Origin of the sequence: Aequorivita aquimaris (assembly GCF_001573155.1) — a bacterium.
Taxonomy (GTDB): Bacteria; Bacteroidota; Bacteroidia; order Flavobacteriales; family Flavobacteriaceae; genus Aequorivita; species Aequorivita aquimaris.
The window spans coordinates 123,088-143,153 of record NZ_JRWG01000004.1 but is presented as its reverse complement, the minus strand read 5'-3'; the positions used below and the strand labels follow the sequence as shown (position 1 = coordinate 143,153).

General features: G+C 40.6%; 16 protein-coding genes and 2 tRNA genes. 16 read left to right on the top strand and 2 right to left on the bottom strand.

Going from position 1 to position 20,066, the window contains the following annotated elements:
- Positions 1–46: 46 nt before the first annotated feature.
- From LS48_RS08035 to LS48_RS07985, 11 genes are all read left to right on the top strand, one after another.
- A complete protein-coding gene (locus LS48_RS08035) occupies positions 47–1,273 on the top strand; it encodes a Glu/Leu/Phe/Val dehydrogenase dimerization domain-containing protein (RefSeq protein ID WP_062621793.1) in 1,227 nt (408 codons plus the stop codon).
- A gap of 22 nt (positions 1,274–1,295) precedes the next feature.
- Entirely contained in the window at positions 1,296–2,675 is a 1,380-nt protein-coding gene (gene nhaD / locus LS48_RS08030) for a sodium:proton antiporter NhaD (protein WP_045081170.1), read from the top strand.
- Between the two features lie 48 nt (positions 2,676–2,723).
- On the top strand, positions 2,724–3,422 hold the full coding sequence (locus tag LS48_RS08025) for a MotA/TolQ/ExbB proton channel family protein (protein WP_062621791.1): 699 nt from the start codon (positions 2,724–2,726) through the stop codon (positions 3,420–3,422).
- Entirely contained in the window at positions 3,422–3,814 is a 393-nt protein-coding gene (locus LS48_RS08020) for an ExbD/TolR family protein (protein WP_045081168.1), read from the top strand. The genes LS48_RS08025 and LS48_RS08020 overlap by 1 nt, the downstream gene beginning before the upstream one ends.
- Positions 3,815–3,869: 55 nt before the next feature.
- The gene (locus LS48_RS08015) at positions 3,870–4,688 is read left to right on the top strand and encodes an energy transducer TonB (RefSeq protein WP_062621788.1); all 819 of its coding nucleotides are present in this window, start codon (positions 3,870–3,872) and stop codon (positions 4,686–4,688) included.
- A 137-nt stretch (positions 4,689–4,825) separates the two neighbouring features.
- Positions 4,826–6,043 carry a bifunctional folylpolyglutamate synthase/dihydrofolate synthase gene (locus tag LS48_RS08010; RefSeq protein ID WP_062621786.1) on the top strand — a complete coding sequence of 406 codons (1,218 nt, stop codon included), beginning with the start codon at positions 4,826–4,828 and terminating at the stop codon, positions 6,041–6,043.
- Positions 6,044–6,108: 65 nt separating this feature from the next.
- Positions 6,109–6,186 (top strand) — tRNA-Val (locus LS48_RS08005).
- Positions 6,187–6,301: 115 nt separating this feature from the next.
- Positions 6,302–7,282, top strand: a complete 981-nt coding sequence (locus LS48_RS08000; protein ID WP_062621784.1) for a YitT family protein — start codon at positions 6,302–6,304, stop codon at positions 7,280–7,282.
- A gap of 53 nt (positions 7,283–7,335) precedes the next feature.
- Positions 7,336–7,410: transfer RNA gene (locus tag LS48_RS07995), tRNA-Val, on the top strand.
- A 179-nt stretch (positions 7,411–7,589) separates the two neighbouring features.
- Positions 7,590–8,045 (top strand): phage tail protein, encoded by a 456-nt coding sequence (locus tag LS48_RS07990; RefSeq protein ID WP_062621782.1) that lies wholly within the window; start codon positions 7,590–7,592, stop codon positions 8,043–8,045.
- Positions 8,046–8,468 carry a phage tail protein gene (locus LS48_RS07985; RefSeq protein ID WP_062621780.1) on the top strand — a complete coding sequence of 141 codons (423 nt, stop codon included), beginning with the start codon at positions 8,046–8,048 and terminating at the stop codon, positions 8,466–8,468.
- Between the two features lie 2 nt (positions 8,469–8,470).
- Here LS48_RS07985 and LS48_RS07980 read toward each other — a convergent pair whose 3' ends face one another.
- Complete coding sequence (locus tag LS48_RS07980) at positions 8,471–9,751, bottom strand: UDP-N-acetylmuramoyl-tripeptide--D-alanyl-D-alanine ligase (protein WP_062621778.1); 1,281 nt, start codon at positions 9,749–9,751, stop codon at positions 8,471–8,473.
- A 69-nt stretch (positions 9,752–9,820) separates the two neighbouring features.
- Entirely contained in the window at positions 9,821–11,494 is a 1,674-nt protein-coding gene (gldJ, locus tag LS48_RS07975) for a gliding motility lipoprotein GldJ (protein ID WP_078056406.1), read from the bottom strand.
- 223 nt (positions 11,495–11,717) lie between these two features.
- Here gldJ and porU point away from each other — a divergent pair, with 223 nt between their 5' ends.
- The 5 genes from porU (at position 11,718) to LS48_RS07950 (ending at position 20,065) form a co-directional block, all read left to right on the top strand.
- Positions 11,718–15,554: a type IX secretion system sortase PorU gene (porU, locus tag LS48_RS07970; protein ID WP_062621773.1), complete on the top strand. Its 3,837-nt coding sequence runs from the start codon at positions 11,718–11,720 to the stop codon at positions 15,552–15,554.
- A 34-nt stretch (positions 15,555–15,588) separates the two neighbouring features.
- Positions 15,589–16,758, top strand: a complete 1,170-nt coding sequence (gene porV, locus LS48_RS07965) for a type IX secretion system outer membrane channel protein PorV (protein ID WP_062621770.1) — start codon at positions 15,589–15,591, stop codon at positions 16,756–16,758.
- A gap of 4 nt (positions 16,759–16,762) precedes the next feature.
- The gene (cdd, locus tag LS48_RS07960) at positions 16,763–17,245 is read left to right on the top strand and encodes a cytidine deaminase (protein WP_062621768.1); all 483 of its coding nucleotides are present in this window, start codon (positions 16,763–16,765) and stop codon (positions 17,243–17,245) included.
- Between the two features lie 120 nt (positions 17,246–17,365).
- Positions 17,366–18,364, top strand: a complete 999-nt coding sequence (pdhA, locus tag LS48_RS07955; RefSeq protein WP_062621766.1) for a pyruvate dehydrogenase (acetyl-transferring) E1 component subunit alpha — start codon at positions 17,366–17,368, stop codon at positions 18,362–18,364.
- A gap of 3 nt (positions 18,365–18,367) precedes the next feature.
- On the top strand, positions 18,368–20,065 hold the full coding sequence (locus LS48_RS07950) for a pyruvate dehydrogenase complex dihydrolipoamide acetyltransferase (protein ID WP_062621764.1): 1,698 nt from the start codon (positions 18,368–18,370) through the stop codon (positions 20,063–20,065).
- Position 20,066: the final 1 nt, after the last annotated feature.

The following is a 20,066-nucleotide window of genomic DNA, read 5'->3' as shown; positions in this document are numbered from 1 at the left end:
ACACTGCGAAGCTTTAGCGAAGGAGTGACTTAACTCTCCACATTTAATGAAGGAATTACTCAAAAAGTACGAAGAAAAAGATCCCGAAATAGTTTTTCATTGGAATGACCCCGAAACCGAGGCCGAAGGCTGGACGGTCATAAACTCCTTGCGCGGCGGTGCTGCGGGGGGCGGAACGCGTATGCGAAAAGGGCTTGATGCCAATGAAGTGCTCTCGCTCGCCAAAACAATGGAAGTGAAATTTACCGTGGCCGGGCCCGCAATTGGCGGAGCCAAAAGCGGGATTAACTTTGATCCTTCCGATCCTCGTAAAAAAGGTGTTTTGGAACGCTGGTTTAAGGCAGTCTCGCCTTTGCTGAAAGCCTATTATGGCACCGGCGGCGATCTGAATGTTGATGAAATACACGAAGTAATCCCGATGACGGAGCAGAGTGCTGTTTGGCATCCGCAAGAAGGCGTTTTTAACGGACATTTTTCCCCAACGGAAGCAGATAAAATCAACAGAATTGGGCAGTTGCGCCAAGGTGTTATAAAAGTTTTGGAAAATGTGAATTTCTCACCAGATGTTTCCAGAAAATATACCGTGGCCGATATGATTACAGGCTATGGCGTGGCAGAAGCCGTGCGCCATTATTACGATATTTACGGCGGCAATGTAAAAGGGAAACGCGCCATCGTGCAAGGTTTCGGAAATGTGGGGGCAGCCGCGGCATACTATCTTTCGCAAATGGGCGCCAAGGTTGTGGGCATAATTGATCGCGACGGCGGAATAATCGATAAGGACGGTTTTTCTTTTGAAGAGATCAAACAACTTTTTCTTAAAAAGGACGGCAATACCTTGGTTGCCGATAAGATGATTCCTTTTGATGAAATAAATGAAAAAATCTGGAAACTGGAAACGGAAATTTTTGCGCCCTGCGCCGCATCGCGCTTGATTACGAAAGTACAGATTTCGCAAATGATAGAAACCGGCCTTGAGGTAATAAGTTGTGGGGCCAATGTTCCCTTTGCCGATAAGGAAATTTTCTTTGGACCCATTATGGAATTTACCGATGAGCGCGTAAGTTTGATACCAGATTTTATAAGCAATTGCGGCATGGCGCGCGTTTTCGCATATTTTATGGAGCGCAGGGTGCAAATGACGGACGAGGCTATCTTTAACGATACTTCCATAACCATTAAAAACGCAATACAAAATACTTTTGATAACAACAGTACCAAAACAAATATTAGCAAGACCGCTTTTGAAATTGCCCTCAAGCAACTATTATAATTTTCAATAATCAACATCTATTATGGAATCAATTATCATTTTAATTTTTGTAATCGGATATCTTTCCATCACTCTGGAACATCCCCTAAAGCTTGATAAAACGGTACCGGCACTTATAATGGCGTCGCTTATTTGGGCAGTTTTGGCTATCGGTTTTACCAGTGGATGGTTTGACGTGATTAATACAGAAGAGCAGGCGTTTAATTTTCTTTCCGGAGGAGAGCATGCTATGGAAGGCTTTGAAGGCACGCTCCTTCACCATTTAGGAAAAACTGCCGAAATCCTTATATTCCTAATTGGAGCGATGACCATTGTGGAGATTATTGATCTTCATCGCGGTTTTGAAGTATTAAAGAGTGCCGTGAAAACCAAAAGCAAGCGAAAGCTTCTATGGATTATCGGGATATTGGCGTTCTTCCTTTCGGCAATTATTGATAACCTTACCGCAACCATCGTATTGATTACACTATTAAGAAAATTGATTCACCGAAGAGAGGACCGTTTATGGTATGCGGCTATGGTAGTTATTGCGGCAAATGCCGGTGGCGCTTGGTCTCCAATTGGCGATGTTACAACAACCATGTTATGGATTGCGAAAAAAGTATCTGCCGCAGGCCTTATTGAATATGTGGTGATACCGTCCATCGTTTGTTTTGCGTTGCCTTTCGTTATTGCCAGCTATATGCCCGCTTTCCGCGGAATGATAGATGTGGATGCCCGCGAGGACAAAGCAGAGGAGGCTCTTTTAAGTAGTAGAACGATGCTCTTTTTGGGGTTGGGAATGATTGTTTCAGTACCGGTATTCAAGACCTTGACGCATCTTCCGCCCTATATGGGGATGATGCTTGCCTTGGGCGTGGTATGGCTTGTTTCGGAATATATCCATCCCGAAGAAGATTTCAGCAAGGAAAGAAGACACCTGTATTCCGCACATAAAGCCCTTTCGCGAATTGAAATTTCCAGTATTCTTTTTTTCCTCGGTATTTTGATGGCAGTTGCAGGATTGGAAAGTCTTGTATATGGCGTTGTAAATGGGGAAGAGGTAGGAACCTTGCGCTATCTGGCCGAAGTATTGCAGAATGCCATACCAAATCAGGACGTGGTGGTTATATTGCTGGGTATTTTATCCGCAATAATAGACAATGTGCCGCTGGTAGCGGCATCTATGGGAATGTACGATTTGCCGATGGATTCCGTCTTGTGGCATTTCATTGCTTATTCTGCCGGAACGGGTGGAAGTATGCTCATCATTGGGTCTGCCGCTGGTGTGGCCGCAATGGGTATGGAGCGTATAGACTTTATCTGGTATCTTAAAAAGATTACCTGGCTCGCATTCATAGGGTTTATAGCTGGTGCGGGGGTATTCCTTTTAATAGAAAGAGTGCTATTTCACAATGCATAACAATTTCTGAAACCATATACCGTTATTCACTAAAACAAAACCTTTTTTATGTTAAACTTCTTTATTCAAGAGGGTGCTGAAGTAGCGCAGGATCTTGAACCTATTTCTGAAGAGAAAACCCTATCCATAATGGACCTCCTTTTAAATGGAGGGGTGGCAGGACAAGTAATAATATTGGTACTTTTTGTACTGCTGTTTGTTGCGGTTTATATTTACTTTGAACGCCTTTTCGCAATTAAGGCCGCTTCCAAAATGGACAGCAACTTTATGCATCAAATACGCGATCATGTTGCCAAAGGAAATATCCAAGCTGCAAAAGTATTATGCGCGCAGAATAATACGCCGGTTTCACATTTGACCGAAAAAGGAATTTCCCGAATAGGAAGCCCTTTGGAAGACATCAACACTGCAATTGAAAATGCAGGGCGTTTGGAAGTGTACAGACTCGAAAAAAACGTAAGTGTTTTGGCGACTATAGCGGGAGCAGCCCCTATGATTGGTTTCTTGGGAACCGTAATCGGGATGGTCTTGGCTTTCCACCAACTTGCCACCAGTAGCGGCCAGGCCGAAATGGGAAGTCTTGCTGAAGGTATTTACACGGCAATGACGACGACGGTTGCAGGTTTGATTGTGGGTATTATTGCCTATATGGGCTACAACCATTTGGTTGTAAAAACAGATAAGGTGGTGCACCAAATGGAAGCCACGGCTGTGGATTTCCTTGACATTTTAAATGAACCTGCTTAATGAACTTAAGAGGAAGAAATAAAGTAAGCGCCGAGTTCAGCATGAGTTCCATGACAGACATTGTGTTTCTGTTATTGGTGTTTTTCCTGCTCACTTCGCCTGCAATAACACCAGATGCTTTGGATTTGATACTTCCGAAGGCAAAGGGAAAAACGTCAAATGTGCAGAAAGCTTCCGTCAGCATCACAAAAGATGGCGCTTATTATGTAGATAAAGAACGTGTGAGCGAATACAGCATAGAGAGCGAATTGAAAAAAACACTTGCCGGGCAAGAAGAACCTACTATCATTCTACGCGCCGAAGAGGGAGTGCCCATTGAAGATGCCGTTTTTGTAATGGATATTGCAAACCGCAACAATTTTAAAGTAGTGCTAGCGGTTCGTCCGAACTAATAAAATGCGTCTCGGCATATTTTTTGAAAAAGAAAAGAAATAATAATTCTCACCCATGAGCCTGCTCGATACTGAACATAAACGAAAAAGTATGACCATCACGGTAATCGTGCATGTAATCATTCTTATTCTTTTGTTTTATGTGGGAATGAAATATATGGACCCACCATTGGAGCAGGGCATAGCGGTAAATTTTGGAACCACCGATACTGGTAGTGGAAACATACAACCCACTGAAAAAATTCAGTCCGCACCACAAAAAACCACAGCTCAACCTGTTTCACAGCCAAAGTCTGAAATAAAGGAAGAAGTAGTTACCCAAGACAATGAAGATGCGCCAGTAATTAAAAACGAAAAACCCAAAAAGGAGCAAACTGAAACTCAAGTAAAGGAACAGCCTAAAAAAGAAGTAAAAAAGCCAGATCCCAAACCCGATAAAGCTACCACCGATGCGCTTTCAAGTATTTTAAACGGCCCAAAAAGTGACGGAACCGCAAAAGGAGGCGAAGGCAACGACGCTAACCCGGGTGACAAGGGAAGCCCCGATGGCGATCCCAACGCAAGTGCGTATTACGGCACCGGCAAAGGTTTGGATGGCGATGGCAATTATTTACTCGGTGGAAGAAAAGCGCTGAATAAGGAAAAGTTTGTACAGGATTGCAACGAGGCTGGAACGGTTGTGGTTAGCATTGAAGTGGACCGCAGCGGAAGAGTGATTAGTGCAACGCCCGGTGTACGTGGTACAACAAACAATTCCCGTTGTTTATTGGAGCCCGCCAAAAGAGCCGCTTTGGCCACAAAATTTAATGCCGACGAAAAAGCGCCCGCTAAACAAATAGGTAAAATTATTTATAGGTTCAGCCTCTCGCAGTAGTAGATTGCTCTTAAAAAATCTCGTTTTTTATTTATCTTTAACCCCTAAGCAAGAATGCCTTTCTAGTGCCTTGCCTATGATTATAGCCGGGGATTACAAAAAGGAAAAGGCAAAAAATAATATTAACAATTTCCGCCATCAACTATCCAGAGACCATTGCCTGGCTTTTTGCACAGTTGCCCATGTACCAAAGGGTGGGGCAGTCTGCCTATAAAGCAGATTTAGCCGCAACCCTCAATCTTGCCCAATATTTAAAAAATCCCGAAAAAAGTTTTAAAAGCGTGCACATAGCTGGCACCAATGGCAAGGGCAGCACCAGCCACATGTTGGCATCGGTTTTTCAGGAAGCTGGCTATAAAACGGGACTTTATACTTCGCCGCATTTAAAGGATTTTAGGGAGCGGATAAAGATTAATGGCGAAATGATTTCGGAACAATATGTTTCAAATTTTGTTGAAAATCACAAACCTTTTTTTGAGAGCAATCAACTCTCTTTTTTTGAAATGACCGTGGGTTTGGCGTTTGACTATTTCCGAAGTGAAAAAGTGGATATTGCCATAATTGAAGTGGGTATGGGCGGCAGGTTGGACAGTACCAATATCATAACGCCCGAAGTTTCGGTAATTACCAATATAGGTTTGGACCACACCCAGTTTTTGGGAAACACTTTGGAAAAAGTTGCATCTGAAAAAGCGGGGATAATTAAAACAGGAGTGCCTATTATTATTGGAGAAACATTGCCTGAAACAAAACCAGTGTTTGAAAAAATTGCTTTGGAAAAAAATGCGCCAATTGTTTTTGCCGAAACTTGTGATGCTTCCAATTATACTTCAGATTTGCAAGGTTTTTATCAGAAAAAAAATATACGGACTGTAATTTCAACCCTGCGAATTCTTCAAAAAAGAGGCTGGGATATTTCAGAAGAAAATATCCAAAAAGGCTTAATGAATACAGTTAGAAACACGGGATTAATGGGCCGTTGGCAGCTTTTAAAAAATAATCCAAAAGTGATTTGCGATACGGCTCACAATAAAGAAGGTTTACAATTGGTGATGGAACAGCTTGCAAGCGAAGATTTTCAAAAACTTCATATTGTTCTTGGCGTTGTTAGCGATAAGGATTTGGCTTCCGTTTTGCCACTTTTCCCAAAGAATGCAGCCTATTATTTCTGTAAGCCGAATATTCCACGGGGTTTGGAAGCGTCACTATTATTGACCAAAGCCAGAGGATTTGGATTGTTGGGAGAAGAATACATTTCGGTATCAAAGGCTTACGGAACTGCTTTAAAGGCCGCTTTACCGAATGATTTGGTATTTGTTGGCGGAAGTACTTTTGTGGTTGCGGAGGTTTTGTAATTTTTTTCAATTAAATGTTTGCGGGAATTAAAAACTAACTTATATTTGCAACCTCAAAACAATGAGGGCGATTAGCTCAGCTGGTTCAGAGCACCTCGTTTACACCGAGGGGGTCGGGGGTTCGAACCCCTCATCGCCCACCAGATCTTAAAAAAACCGAAGTGAAAGCTTCGGTTTTTTTATTGTACTATTCCACATTTCATATTAAAATTAATAAGTTTAACTTTGGCTGAATTCATATTTTAAAAACAAAAATCCTTGAACCCATTCTTTAAAAGCATAATAGTCAACGTTGTAAAAAACCGTCAAAAGCACAAAAAGCCTTCACAGATTTCTGAGCCTTTTGAAAAACGTGTAAAAAATCTGGAGATAGAAGTAACGCACGAAGTCTGGGATTTTTTCTACTTGCTGTTGGGTGTAATTTCGGCTTCTTTCGGGCTGCGAGGTTTTTTGATGCCAAACAGTTTTATCGATGGTGGGGTAACGGGTATTTCACTAATGGTAAATGAACTGGCGGGTATTTCATTTCCACTATTATTGGTGTGTTTTAACCTCCCATTTTTAGCATTGGCTTATTTTTCGGTAGGTAGAAGGTTTGCAATAAAAAGTGTGCTGGGCATTATACTTTTGGCAACTGCGGTTGCGCTGACTCCCTATCCGGTAATGACTGACGATAAAATTTTGGTGGCTTCCTTCGGTGGACTTTTTCTAGGATTGGGTATAGGGTTGGCTATACGAGGCGGCGCCATTATTGATGGCACTGAGATTTTGGCGATATACATAAGCCGAAAGACAAGTCTAACTGTGGGGAATGTAATTATGATTTTCAATGTGATCATTTTTATAACGGCGGCCTATTTTCTTTCCACGGAAATCGCATTGTATGCAATCCTTACCTATTTCGCCGCTTCAAAAACGGTGGATTTTGTGATTGACGGTATTGAGGAGTTTATGGGAATAACCATTATTTCAGAAAAGAATGAGGAAATACGCTTGGCCATTATTGAAAAAATGGGCCGTGGCTGTACTATTTTTAAAGCCGAAAATGGGTTTGCAAAAGAAGGTGAGACCCGAAAGCCCGTAGATGTGGTATATACTGTAATTACACGTTTGGAAATGAGTAAATTGAAGACGGAAGTAGATAAGATTGATTCGCAGGCGTTTATGATTATGACTTCGGTGAAGGACGCAAAAGGCGGAATGATAAAAAAGAAACCTATAAAAAAATTCGACAAATAAATATCTTGTTTCTTTTAGATTTTGGAATTTGTATCTTCGCATTTAATAAAAAAGGGTCATTAACTCAGTTGGTTCAGAGTGTTACCTTGACAGGGTAGAAGTCACTGGTTCGAATCCAGTATGACCCACAAAATAATATTTAAAGTCACTGTTCTTCCGATGCTTCGGAACAGTATGACCCAACATAAAAAGGTCCCGATGAGAATATTCTTCGGGATTTTTTTGTTTCTATAATATACGTAGTAGTACTTATAGGAATCAAGGATTTTATAACTAATATTATATAATCACTTTTATACTATATAAAATGGCAGGAGAAGCGCAAGGTAGTAATTGGCCTTTACCCAAATTATACTTTACAGTACATTTAGGTTCACAGGATAATGAGGCTTCCTTTCAAGAAGTTTCAGGCTTAGATATTGAACCACAAGTAATAGAATATAGGCACAATGATAGCGTGAAATTTTCTACGATAGATATGCCGGGTATCACTAAAAAAGGAAATGTAACCTTGAAGAAGGGCCTCTTTATAAATGACATCAATTTCAGAAAATGGTATGATGCCATAAAAATGAATACCATAAAAAAAGAAACTGTTATCATCCAACTTTTGGACGAAGCTGGAAGCCTTGTAATGACTTGGACTTTAGACAATGCTTGGTCCACAAAAGTAACAGCAACTGATATGAAATCGGATGCAAATGAAGTTGCTGTAGAAACTTTAGAACTCCGCCATGAAGGTTTAACTATTAAAAACGGATAGATGAATGAGTTTCTTCCCATGGCTTTTTATTTTCAACTTAGTTTTAGTGATGAAACAGCAATCGACAGTATTGTTTTTAAGGAGTTATCTGGAATTTCGATGGAAATGAACACAGACGGAATTTCCGATAACAGCTTCAAACATCGTGTTTCTATTTCGGCAAAACTCTCAAACTTGGTTTTAAAACGAGGTATGGCTTCGAAATATTCTGAAATTATAATTTGGTGCAATAAAATTTTGGGAGGTAATCCAGATGATTTGCTAGAAACCAAAACCATAATTATTAACTTATTGGACAACGATGGCACACCGCTAAAATCTTGGATATTTACAAACGCTTACCCGGTAAAATGGATTGTTTCAGATGTGGATAATAATATGGTCATAGAAAGTGTAGAATTCGCTTACAGCTACTTTCAATAAGCTTAAATAATGTCCAAGATCCTTTCCAAGGCCATGCCACGGGAGGCTTTAATTAAGATTGTAGCATTGCTGGGACTTTCGCTTATGAGCTCCTTTTTTAACTCTTCAAAAGTTTCAAACTGCTTTATATGAGAAGCAGTGTTCGAGGCTTTAAAGAAATTGCTTCCTATAAAATAGACTTTTCCAAAAGGATTTTCTATTAAAAAATTAACGATGTTTTGGTGCTCTTTGTCGGCATCCTTTCCCAGTTCAAACATATCTCCCAAAAACAATATTTTGTTTCCGCCTTTGGTTTGTTTAAAATTCTCCAAAGCAGCAAGCATACTTGTTGGATTGGCGTTATAGGCGTCCATTAAAATGCTGTTAGAGCCTTTTGTTATTAACTGCGAGCGATTATTGGTGGGCACATATGCTTCAATTCCAGCTTTAATATTTTCAGACGAAACTTTAAAATAGGAGCCTATTGCAATGGCTGCGGAAAGGTTTACAAAATTATACGCCCCTACTAAATTACTTTGAATTTTTGTGCCGTCAAACGCTACCAAAAGATGGTGCGAACTGTCCAATAATTCAATATTGAAATGACTCTGTTCAGTGCCAAACGTTATTCTGTCAATTTCTTCTGAATTGGTCATTTGCTTAGGGTCATTGGCATTGACAAAAACTTTTTTATTGTTTTTTTTCAGATATTGATAAAGTTCGGTTTTGCCCTGTACTACGCCTTCAAGACTTCCAAATCCCTCCAAATGCGCCTTCCCGAAGTTTGTAATGTAACCGTAATCGGGCTGTGCAATTTCGCTCAGCAATCTGATTTCGCCTAAATGGTTAGCGCCCATTTCAACAATACCTATTTCAGTTTGCTTATTCATCTTCAAAAGCGTTAAGGGAACGCCTATGTGGTTATTTAAATTACCCTCTGTTGCAACAGTGTTGAATTTTTGGGAAAGAACTGCGTTAATAAGTTCTTTGGAAGTAGTTTTTCCATTACTTCCAGTAAGGGAAATAATAGGAAGGGCTAAATATTTTCTATGAAAACTAGCCAATTGTTGAAGCGCCAAAAGTACATTTTCAACTAAAATTGTTTCCCCGTTTGATTTATGAAAAGCTTCTTCATCCACTACAACCTTAAATGCACCTTTGTCCAATGCTTCCTGGGCGAAAAGATTTCCGTTAAAATTTTCACCTTTTAAAGCGAAGAAAAGACAGTCCCTGAATATTTTACGAGTATCTGTGCTTATTCCGTTACTCTGTAAAAAATAGTGATGGAGAGTTGCTATATTCATAAAATAAATATACTAAAAAACCCTCCGAAGCTGTATGCCAGGAGGGCTGTTTTTATAAATTTTGAAATTTTAGTTTCTAGGTCGCTTTCCTTTTTTGGATTTTGAACCCACGCGGCTCATGGCGCATCTAAACCCGATATAGTCTGTTGCCATATCCTGAGGGAAATAACGTCTCTGTGCTGGATCTAGCCAATAATCGCGATCTCTCCAAGAACCGCCTTTATAAACGCGAACTTCATTGTCCACCAAAGTTGTTCTGCTTGAAGATTTGTCATATTGACGATCTAATGCACCAGTGCTATCAGCATAAACTTTTTGGATGGGCGAATTGTACATACGGTTTGTTCCATCACCACTTTCGCTTTCATCGTCAGCGAATGATTGATAGTAACGGGACGAACGTTTGTCACCATCTCTGTAATCACGGTTATCGCTTTCGGAGAAGTTTGTGCGCAAATAAGTTTCGTTTTCATCAACCGGCACTTGAAGAATTTCCCCAGGTAAGTTGCGGGCTACAATTTTTCCATTGCTCAGAGTGTCATAAATTATGGAATCCATAGTAACCACTTTTACTTTCCCGTCTTCACCAATCGCATTTTTGGTATAAACGTTTCCACGGTAATAGTTAAAGTCGTTGAACTCATCATCTACAATCGGACGGTAAACATCGGCAACCCATTCTGCAACGTTTCCGGCCATATCATAAAGTCCGAAGTCGTTTGGCTCGTATGATTTTACTTGTGCAGTTATATCTGCACCGTCATCACTCCATCCTGCTATTCCTCCGTAATCACCATCACCTTGCTTAAAGTTTGCCAATTGGTCACCTCGAGATCTTCTTTTTCCAGAGCGAGTGTACTGACCTTCCCAAGGATACTTTTTCTTTCCTCTATAAACATTATAATTACGAAGACCCACTAGGCCAAGTGCTGCATATTCCCACTCTGCCTCGGTTGGCAGACGGTAGGAAGGCATTAATAAGCCATCTTTACGCTGAATATATAAGTTTGTGCTGTCTTTGCTTCTTTTTGCAATGGATTCTGATTTTTTTCCACCACGGGTAATAGAATCATTGCCTCCGTAGGTTAGGGTTGGAGCGTTTAAATATGTTTCCGTGTTGAAAGTTTCGCCAGGTTCAACGTCGTAACGAGCGTTTCTAGCGGTAACACCTGCGGTTTCCAAAACCATTTCGTTTACACGGTCTGTTCTCCAATTGCTGAATTCAACTGCCTGTACCCAACTAACACCAACCACTGGATATTCTGCATACGCAGGATGACGAAGATAGTTATTGGTCATAACCTCATTAAAACCTAAGCGGTTTCTCCATACAAGTGTATCTGGTACTGCGCCTTCATATATTCTTCTGTAGTTTTCATCAGAAGGTGGGAATACTTTTTTCAACCAATCTAAGTATTCAAGATACATAAGGTTTGTAACCTCTGTTTCATCCATATAAAAGGATTGTACGTGCTGTTGATTTGGAGAGTTGTTCCAATCGTGCATTGGATCGTCCTGAACTCTTCCCATAGTGAAGGTTCCACCTTCAACAAATACTAGCCCTGGGCCAGTTTCCTGTTCTTTGGTTTGGGGGTCATACTGAAAGCCGCCTTCTTTGGCGTTCATTTTCCAACCAGTGGCACGGGAACTGTTTTTGTAGTCCCTAGTTTTGTTGCAACCTACAAAGAGTGAGGCCACTATTACAGTAACAAATAGCTTTAATGCTAGGTTTTTTCTTAACATCATAGATTCAAATATGATAAAATTGGGTTCGCAATATAGTAATTAACGACAAAAACACAATAATATTTTGTTATTATTGCGCTGTGGGGTTTTAAAAGGTTTTACGACCAATCCCGAATGCAAACGTATTAGTTTTAAAATTATTATCCTAATACCACAATAGAGAAAAAGTTTAAAAATATTGGCTTATACTAAGTGTATATTTGAAGCGTTATTGGTACTAATGAGAAAAGCAATACTTCTTTTTATTTTATTTGTTATGCCTTTTATAGGAAAGGCACAGTCAAAAAGTGTAACCATAGATTGGGGAGATTCCAGTCCAACTGCCAGCAGTGTCGGAGTTAATAAATCATCAGTTTCTGCGAAAGAAAAGGCTATCGCGTCCTTAAAGCTTCAATTAAACAAGGAGAGGGTCATCTACCAAACAAAATGGGAAGATGCGAACATTGCTGATAAAAATTCTTTAAGAATTACCAATGTTCGTTATGGTTCCGTTTCCTCGGCAGAATTGAACAAAATCAATACAGAGCTGGTGCCGAACAATCTGGAATATAGTATAGGTAGCACCCGGTCTAGGGATAAGCTTTTCACAATATTGAAAATCTCACCTATTGTTAAAACTTCTGGGGGCTACCAAAAAGTTATATCCTTTAATGTAGATTACCGTTATTCTCCACAAGCCTGTCCCGATTTTACTCCAGAAATCATAAACTCTGTACTTGCTACAGGCAAATGGTTTAAATTTAAGGTAGAAAAAACGGGCATCCATAAAATTGACAAATCTTTCCTGAGCAGTTTGGGAATGAATACCGACGGTATCAATCCAAGAAATATAAAAGTATATGGTTTCGGCGGAAAATCTTTGCCGTTGCTAAATTCAGAAAACAAATTTTTTGACCTTCCCGAAAACGCAATCCAGGTTGTGGGTGAAGAAGATGGCTCTTTTGATGGGAACGATTATATTTTATTCTATGGAACCAATACCGAGGGTTATGTTGAAGAAAACGACTCAAACCTAAACCCATATAGTAATGAATCATATTACTACATCACTGCCGATGGGGCCCCTGGCAAGAGAGTAAGGGCCATGGTAGAACCTACGGGCGCTGTGGAGTTTACTATCAATGAATTTGACGATTATAAATTTCACGAGGAAGACGAAGAAAGCCCTACGAAGTTAGGTAGAAAGTGGTTCGGCAATCGTTTTGATATTGAAAATGAACAAAGTTTTACTTTTGAATTTCCGAATATAGTTGCAGGCAAGCCTATGCAGTTAATTATCAAATCTGCTGCGGCCTCTGAAAGTAATACCTCTATGGCTGTAACCGTAAACAGCACGAGCTTGGATCCAATTACATTTAGCAGATTGGGAATAGGGGGGTTGTTGGATTTAGATGATTATTATGAGGAAATTGCAGCAAGTAATGAATCAGTACAGGTAGATTTAATGTACAACAATGCCGGTAATCCATCGAGCATAGCATATTTGGACTATATAGGATTGTGGGCAGTCCGCAAATTGAGCGGAGTGGATGGGCAGTTTAATTTCCGATATAAGGCTGCAACTACACTGGCTGGCGTGGGTGAATATCAAATTAGTAATGCTTCCCAGTTTTCACAAGTTTGGGATGTTACCGATATGCAATTTATAACTTCCAAACAAAATGAAGGGAACGCATCCACCTTTAGCTTTAAACAGACACTTGGTGAGGTTCGCGAATATGTAGCGATAAACCCAAATAACTATTTTGTCCCCATTAAAACAGCACAGCCGGTAGTTCAGAACCAAAATTTGAAAGGCACTATTTTTAAAGATGCCTCAGGTAATTTTCAAGATGTTGATTACATTATAATTACTGCCCCATTCCTTATTCAGCCTGCTTTGCGGTTGGCTACATACCATAAAAACCTACAGGGTTTAAATGTAAAGGTTGTTACCACAGATAAGATTTATGAAGAATTCAGCTCGGGGAGGCAGGATATCAGCGCTATCAGAAACTTTGTGCGCTACGTTTACCATAATGCATCCACAGAAGCAAAACGCGTAAAATATGTGGGCATTATCGGTGATGCTTCCATCGATTATAAAAATAGACTTGCAAACAACAATAATATTGTGCCAACCTTCCAGACCCTTACGGGTGTAAGCATTGCACAATCTTATATGTCTGATGATTTCTTCGGAAATATGGACGAATGCGAGGGCGCCATTGGTACGGGCAGGGATGACAATGATTTGTTGGATATAGCTATGGGAAGAATATTGGCAGATGATGTTTCGCTCGCCAATGCAATGGTAGACAAAATAATAAAATATACTTCTGAAAGTTCCTATGGCAACTGGAGAACCAATTTCGTATTAATATCAGACGATATCGATAAAGATAACGAAGAACAGTTGGAGCTAAAACTGGATGCACTTGGCGATGAAATTTCACAGGAGAAACCTTTCATAAACGTAAAAAAAATTCATACTGATGCCTATCAGCAAGAAGCTTCCGCCGGAGGGAATAGATATCCAGAGGTGAACGAAGCCATAAAAAGCGCTTTTGACGTTGGGGCAATAATCATTGATTACTTTGGGCACGGAGGTGAAGACGGACTCGCTTCAGAATACATCTACACAAAAGAAGCAGCCCAAAACCTCACTAACAAGGACAACCTTCCTTGTATGGTAACGGTAACCTGCGAGTTTACAAAGTTTGACAATCCTTTGCGCATAACGGCTGGGGAGCTCACATATCAAAACAGGCAAGGCGGCGCTATTTCTTTGGTAACTACTACTCGGGCAATCTATATTTCTACGGGAGTTGAGTTTAACCAATTACTGGCAGATAATCTTTTTGGATACGGAAGGGATGTGCCAAATACACCTGCTGAGGGACTCCGTCTCTCTAAACAGGAAATTGATAGCGATTTAAGACGTGTCGTATTTTATATTGGCGATCCGGCCATGAACTTGGCTTTTCCTAAAAAAAGTATTCGGTTAACAAAACTAAATGGAGTGCCCATTGGCCAAGCTACAGATACATTAAAAGCCTTGAGTAAAATAAAACTTGAAGGTGAGGTTTTAAATGAATCAGGAATGCTTATGACAGATTATAATGGTATTCTTGAGGCAAAGGTGTTTGATAAAAACGTAATGCGCCAGACCTTGGATAACGATAATTTCAACTTTGTGATGGATTTTATAACCTTGGGCGAGGGAATTTTCAATGGGCAGGCCACCGTTTCCAATGGTGTGTTTGAATTTGAATTTGTAGTTCCCCGGGATATACAAATACCTGTAGGCAAAGGGAGAGTAAGCTTGTATTCCAAACGAGATAATACATTTGAGGATCAAGCAGGCGTGAGTTTAGACTTAGATGTGGGTGGTTTAAACGAAAACGCACCCGAGGATAATGAAGGTCCTTTAATTAAACTATATATGAATGATGAAAGTTTTGTTTCAGGGGGTATAACCGACGATTCCCCGATGTTGCTTGCAAAGCTGGAAGATCCCAACGGTATTAATACAGCAAGTGGTATTGGTCACGATATAGTTGCAATTTTAGACGGAGATGAGTCCAACCCATTTTTACTGAATGAATTTTATCAAGCTGATGTTGACGATTATTCCAAAGGGAAAGCTACATATAAATTCCGAGATCTCGAAGATGGGTTGCATACACTTACCCTCAAGGCGTGGGATGTTTATAATAACTCTTCTACCGCTGAAATACAGTTTATCGTTGCTGGGAACGACAAGCTCGAAATTACCCGCGTACTTAATTATCCCAATCCATTTGTAAATTATACCCAGTTTTGGTTCAATCATAACAGGCCCGATGAAACCTTGAATGTGCAAGTCCAAGTTTTTACCGTAACCGGAAAAGTAGTTTGGACCCAAAACGCTACCCTGCCACCATCCGGAAGCTATCTGTGCCGTGAAATTACTTGGGACGGGCGTGATGATTTTGGGGACCGTATCGGAAAAGGGGTGTATGTGTACAAGATAACGGTGAGATCTTCGTTAACCAATCAGCGGGTTGAAAAATTCGAGAAACTAGTAATCCTTTAAAAATTAAAATTATATTTGTCCAAAATTATTTAATATGAAGAAATTATTTATTCCAATTTTATTAAGTTTAGTTGCCTTTAAGGGTATGGCGCAAGATCCGGGTAACGAAAATACAGGAATCGAGAATCGCGTAATCACAACAGGTGTTCCTTTTATTTTGATAGCTGCAGATCCACGTGCAGCAGGTATGGGTGATATAGGGGTTACTACCTCTGCCGATGCTTTTTCACAACAATGGAATCCAGCAAAATACGCCTTCTCTTTATCAAAACAAGGAGTTGGGGTAACATACACTCCTTACTTAAGCAAATTGGTGAACGATATATTCTTAGGAAATTTAACTTATTATAATAGATTGAACGAACGTAGTGCTGTAGCAGCTAGTTTCCGTTATTTCAGTAATGGAGAGATTGAGTTACGCCAAACAGCAGATGAAGAGCCTTTGCTGGTTAAACCAAACGAATTGCTGTTTGACGTTTCATACTCCCTTAGACTTAGCGAGCGTTTTGCAATGGCCGTTGCCGGTAGATATATTCGTTCAGATCTGAAACTTCAAACTGCCTTGGCAGATGCTTCTGCCGCAAATTCATTTGCTGTTGATATTGCTGGATATTACCAAAGTGAAGAAATACCTTATAACGATTTTGACGGTCGCTGGAGAATGGGTTTCAATATTTCAAACATAGGTCCGAAGCTAAAATATGATGAAGTAGGTTCAGAAAGTAACCTGCCAACAAACCTTGCTTTGGGTGGTGGTTTTGATTTTATTCTTGACGAATACAATAAAGTTGGTGTGTCTGCACAAGTTAATAAGCTTTTGGTTCCAACACCTAGCGATTCAAACAACGATGGTTTCATTAATAATGAAGATGATTATTATAACGAAAGCTTTTTCGGAGGAATGTTTTCATCATTTGGCGATGCTCCTGATGGTTTCAGCGAAGAGTTGAAAGAATTTACTTGGGCTTTGGGTGCGGAATATTGGTACCAAGATGTTTTTGCTTTTAGGGGAGGTTATTTTAACGAAAGTGATGATAAGGGTTCAAGAAAGTTTGCTTCAATCGGAGCAGGTTTTCGTTACACCGCAATCAATATCGATATTTCGTATTTGTTCTCTACTTCCAAATTGGCAAACAGCCCATTGGACGGGACCCTTCGTTTTGGTCTGACTTTCAACTTCGGCGATACCTACGACGAATATTAATAGTTTGAAAAAACAAAAAATTGAAATCGCATTAGAAGTTTTCGAATCCATTTCCGAACTTCCAAAAGACATTCAAGAATTGATGAATAAGGCGCAGCAAGCACGTGAAAATGCTTATGCGCCTTATTCACGTTTTAGAGTTGGGGCAGCAGTTCGGCTTTCTTCAGGAGAAATTGTTATAGGAAACAATCAGGAAAATGCGGCTTTTCCATCGGGACTTTGTGCCGAAAGGGTTGCGGTATTCAGTGCGGGTGCCAATTTTCCTAATGAAACGATAACCGATCTTGCAATTACCGTGCGCGCCGAAAGCCACGAAGTAACAGAAGCCATTGCCCCATGCGGTGCTTGCCGCCAAGCTTTGGCGGAGTATGAACAAAAACAGAAAAGCCCCATTGCAATCTATTTTATGGGCGAAACCGGAGATGTCATTAATGTAGCTTCCGTGATGGATTTGCTGCCTTTGGGGTTTGATGCGAAATACCTTTAAACTCAAGAAATTTTCCAGAAGTATTTATTTGTGAATTACAATTTGTGATTTCAGCATATAAAGTCCTATTTTTGTTATCCGTTTAAAAAATTTCCCCTTGGGAATACTTATAGCAGATAGATGAAGAAAATCACCAAAAAAACGTATCTGGATTGGTACGAAAACATGCTCTTTTGGCGCAAATTTGAAGATAAACTGGCGCAAGTATATATCAATCAAAAAGTAAGGGGTTTTCTACACCTTTACAACGGTCAGGAAGCAGTATTGGCGGGCGCTCTGCACGCTATGGACCTTTCAAAAGATCGAATGATAACCGCGTATCGAAACCACGTACAGCCCATCGGGATGGGTGTTGATCCCAAAAAAGTAATGGCAGAGCTGTATGGAAAAGGCACCGGAACTTCACAAGGTTTGGGGGGCTCCATGCATATTTTTTCCAAAGAACACCGCTTTTATGGGGGGCACGGTATTGTTGGGGGACAAATTCCATTGGGTGCCGGTTTGGCCTTTGCAGATAAATATTTTGAAAGAGATGCTGTAACGCTTACTTATATGGGCGATGGCGCAACCCGCCAAGGCTCCCTGCACGAAACATTCAACCTTGCCATGCTTTGGAAGCTTCCTGTGGTTTTTTGCGTGGAAAACAACGGTTACGCAATGGGAACTTCCGTAGCTAGAACCGCCAACCATACTGATATTTGGAAACTTGGTTTGGGTTATGAAATGCCCTGCAAACCTGTAGATGCAATGAAACCGGAAGTAGTTGCAAAGGAAATGGATGAGGCCATAAAACGCGCCCGTCGTGGTGATGGACCTACATTTTTGGAATTGCGCACTTATCGTTATCGTGGGCATTCCATGAGTGATGCACAGCATTACCGTACAAAAGAGGAGGTTGCCAAAAAACAGGAAGAAGATCCTATTACATACGTGCTTCATCAGATTTACGAAAACAAATGGGCAACGGAGGCGGAGATTAAAAAAATTGACCAGAGAGTAAAAGAGTTGGTTGAAGAATGTGAAAAATTTGCAGAAGAGTCTCCATATCCAGAAAAGAATGTAATGTTTGATGCTGTATATGAGCAGGAAGATTACCCTTTTTTATCAGATAAATTATAAGAAATGGCAGAAGTAATAAACATGCCGCGTTTGAGCGACACGATGGAAGAAGGCACGGTAGCCACCTGGCTTAAAAAAGTGGGCGATGCCGTTAAGGAAGGTGATATTCTTGCCGAAATTGAAACCGATAAGGCCACAATGGAGTTTGAGTCCTTCTACGAAGGAACACTGCTACACATTGGCATAAAAGAAGGGGAAACCGCCAAAGTAGATTCTCTTTTAGCGATAATCGGTGGTAAGGATGAGGATATTTCAGATTTGATTGATGGAAAAGCTTCCGATTCCAAATCGAAGGAAGATAACTCCAAGGAAGAAAAAAAATCATCGGATAAAAAGGAGGATAAAACCGCTGCAAAGAAAGAGAAGCAGGAAGATTCGAAAACGAATTCTGAGGAAAAAAACTCCTCTGATTCTGCTGAACTTCCCGACGGCGTTGAAATTATTACAATGCCACGTTTGAGCGATACAATGACAGAGGGAACTGTTGCATCTTGGTTAAAAAAGGAAGGCGATAAAGTAGAAGAGGGCGATATTCTCGCTGAAATTGAAACCGATAAAGCAACCATGGAATTTGAATCATTCTATTCCGGAACACTTTTAAAAATAGGTGTTGGCGAAGGTGAATCAGCCTCAGTTGATGCCCTGCTTGCAATCATCGGCCCAAAAGGAACAGATGTTTCTGGAGTTGCCGAAAACTTCAAAAATGCCGGAAAGTCTTTATCTAAAGAAGAAAAATCTTCAAAAGAAGATAAAAAGGAAGAAAAGGAAACTCTTGAAAGTAGTTCAAAAAAAGAGGAATCCAAAAAGGAAACTTCTTCAGAAAAAAAATCAGACTCTTCGCAAATAACAAACGAAGGGCGCATTTTTGTCTCGCCTTTGGCAAAAAAACTGGCAGAGGAAAAAGGAATCAACCTGCGCCAAGTGCGCGGAAGCGGCGAAAATGGCCGTATCGTAAAAAGCGATATTGAAAATTACCAACCCGCTGCTGGCGGCGGACAGGTATACATTCCAGTTGGAACTGAAAGTTTTGAGGAAGTGAAAAACTCCCAAATGCGCAAAACCATTGCAAAACGTTTGGGTGAATCTAAGTTTTCAGCTCCGGAATATTATTTGACCGTTGAGCTGGATATGGACCATGCCATCGCGGCGCGCGAGGCGATAAACGCAGATCCGGATGTAAAAATTTCCTTTAACGACATGATTATAAAAGCCTGTGCGATGGCTCTCCGAAAGCATCCGCAGGTAAATAGCCAGTGGACGCCAGAGGTTACCAAAATTGCAAAACACATCCACATAGGTGTGGCCGTGGCGGTTGACGAAGGATTGCTGGTTCCTGTTCTGAAATTTGCGGACCAAATGACGTTTTCACAAATTGGCGCACAGGTAAGGGAACTTGCCGGAAAGGCGCGAAACAAGAAAATTACGCCACAGGAAATGGAAGGTAGCACGTTTACGGTTTCAAACCTTGGAATGTTTGGAATTACCGAATTCACTTCTATCATAAACCAGCCAAACTCCGCTATTTTATCAGTTGGAGCGATTGTTCAGAAACCAGTAGTGAAAAACGGACAGATTGCAGTTGGAAATACCATGACGGTAACTTTGGCGTGCGACCATCGCACGGTTGACGGAGCTACGGGAGCTAAATTCCTGCAAACATTACAACAGTATATTGAAAATCCTGTGACGATGTTTGTATAAG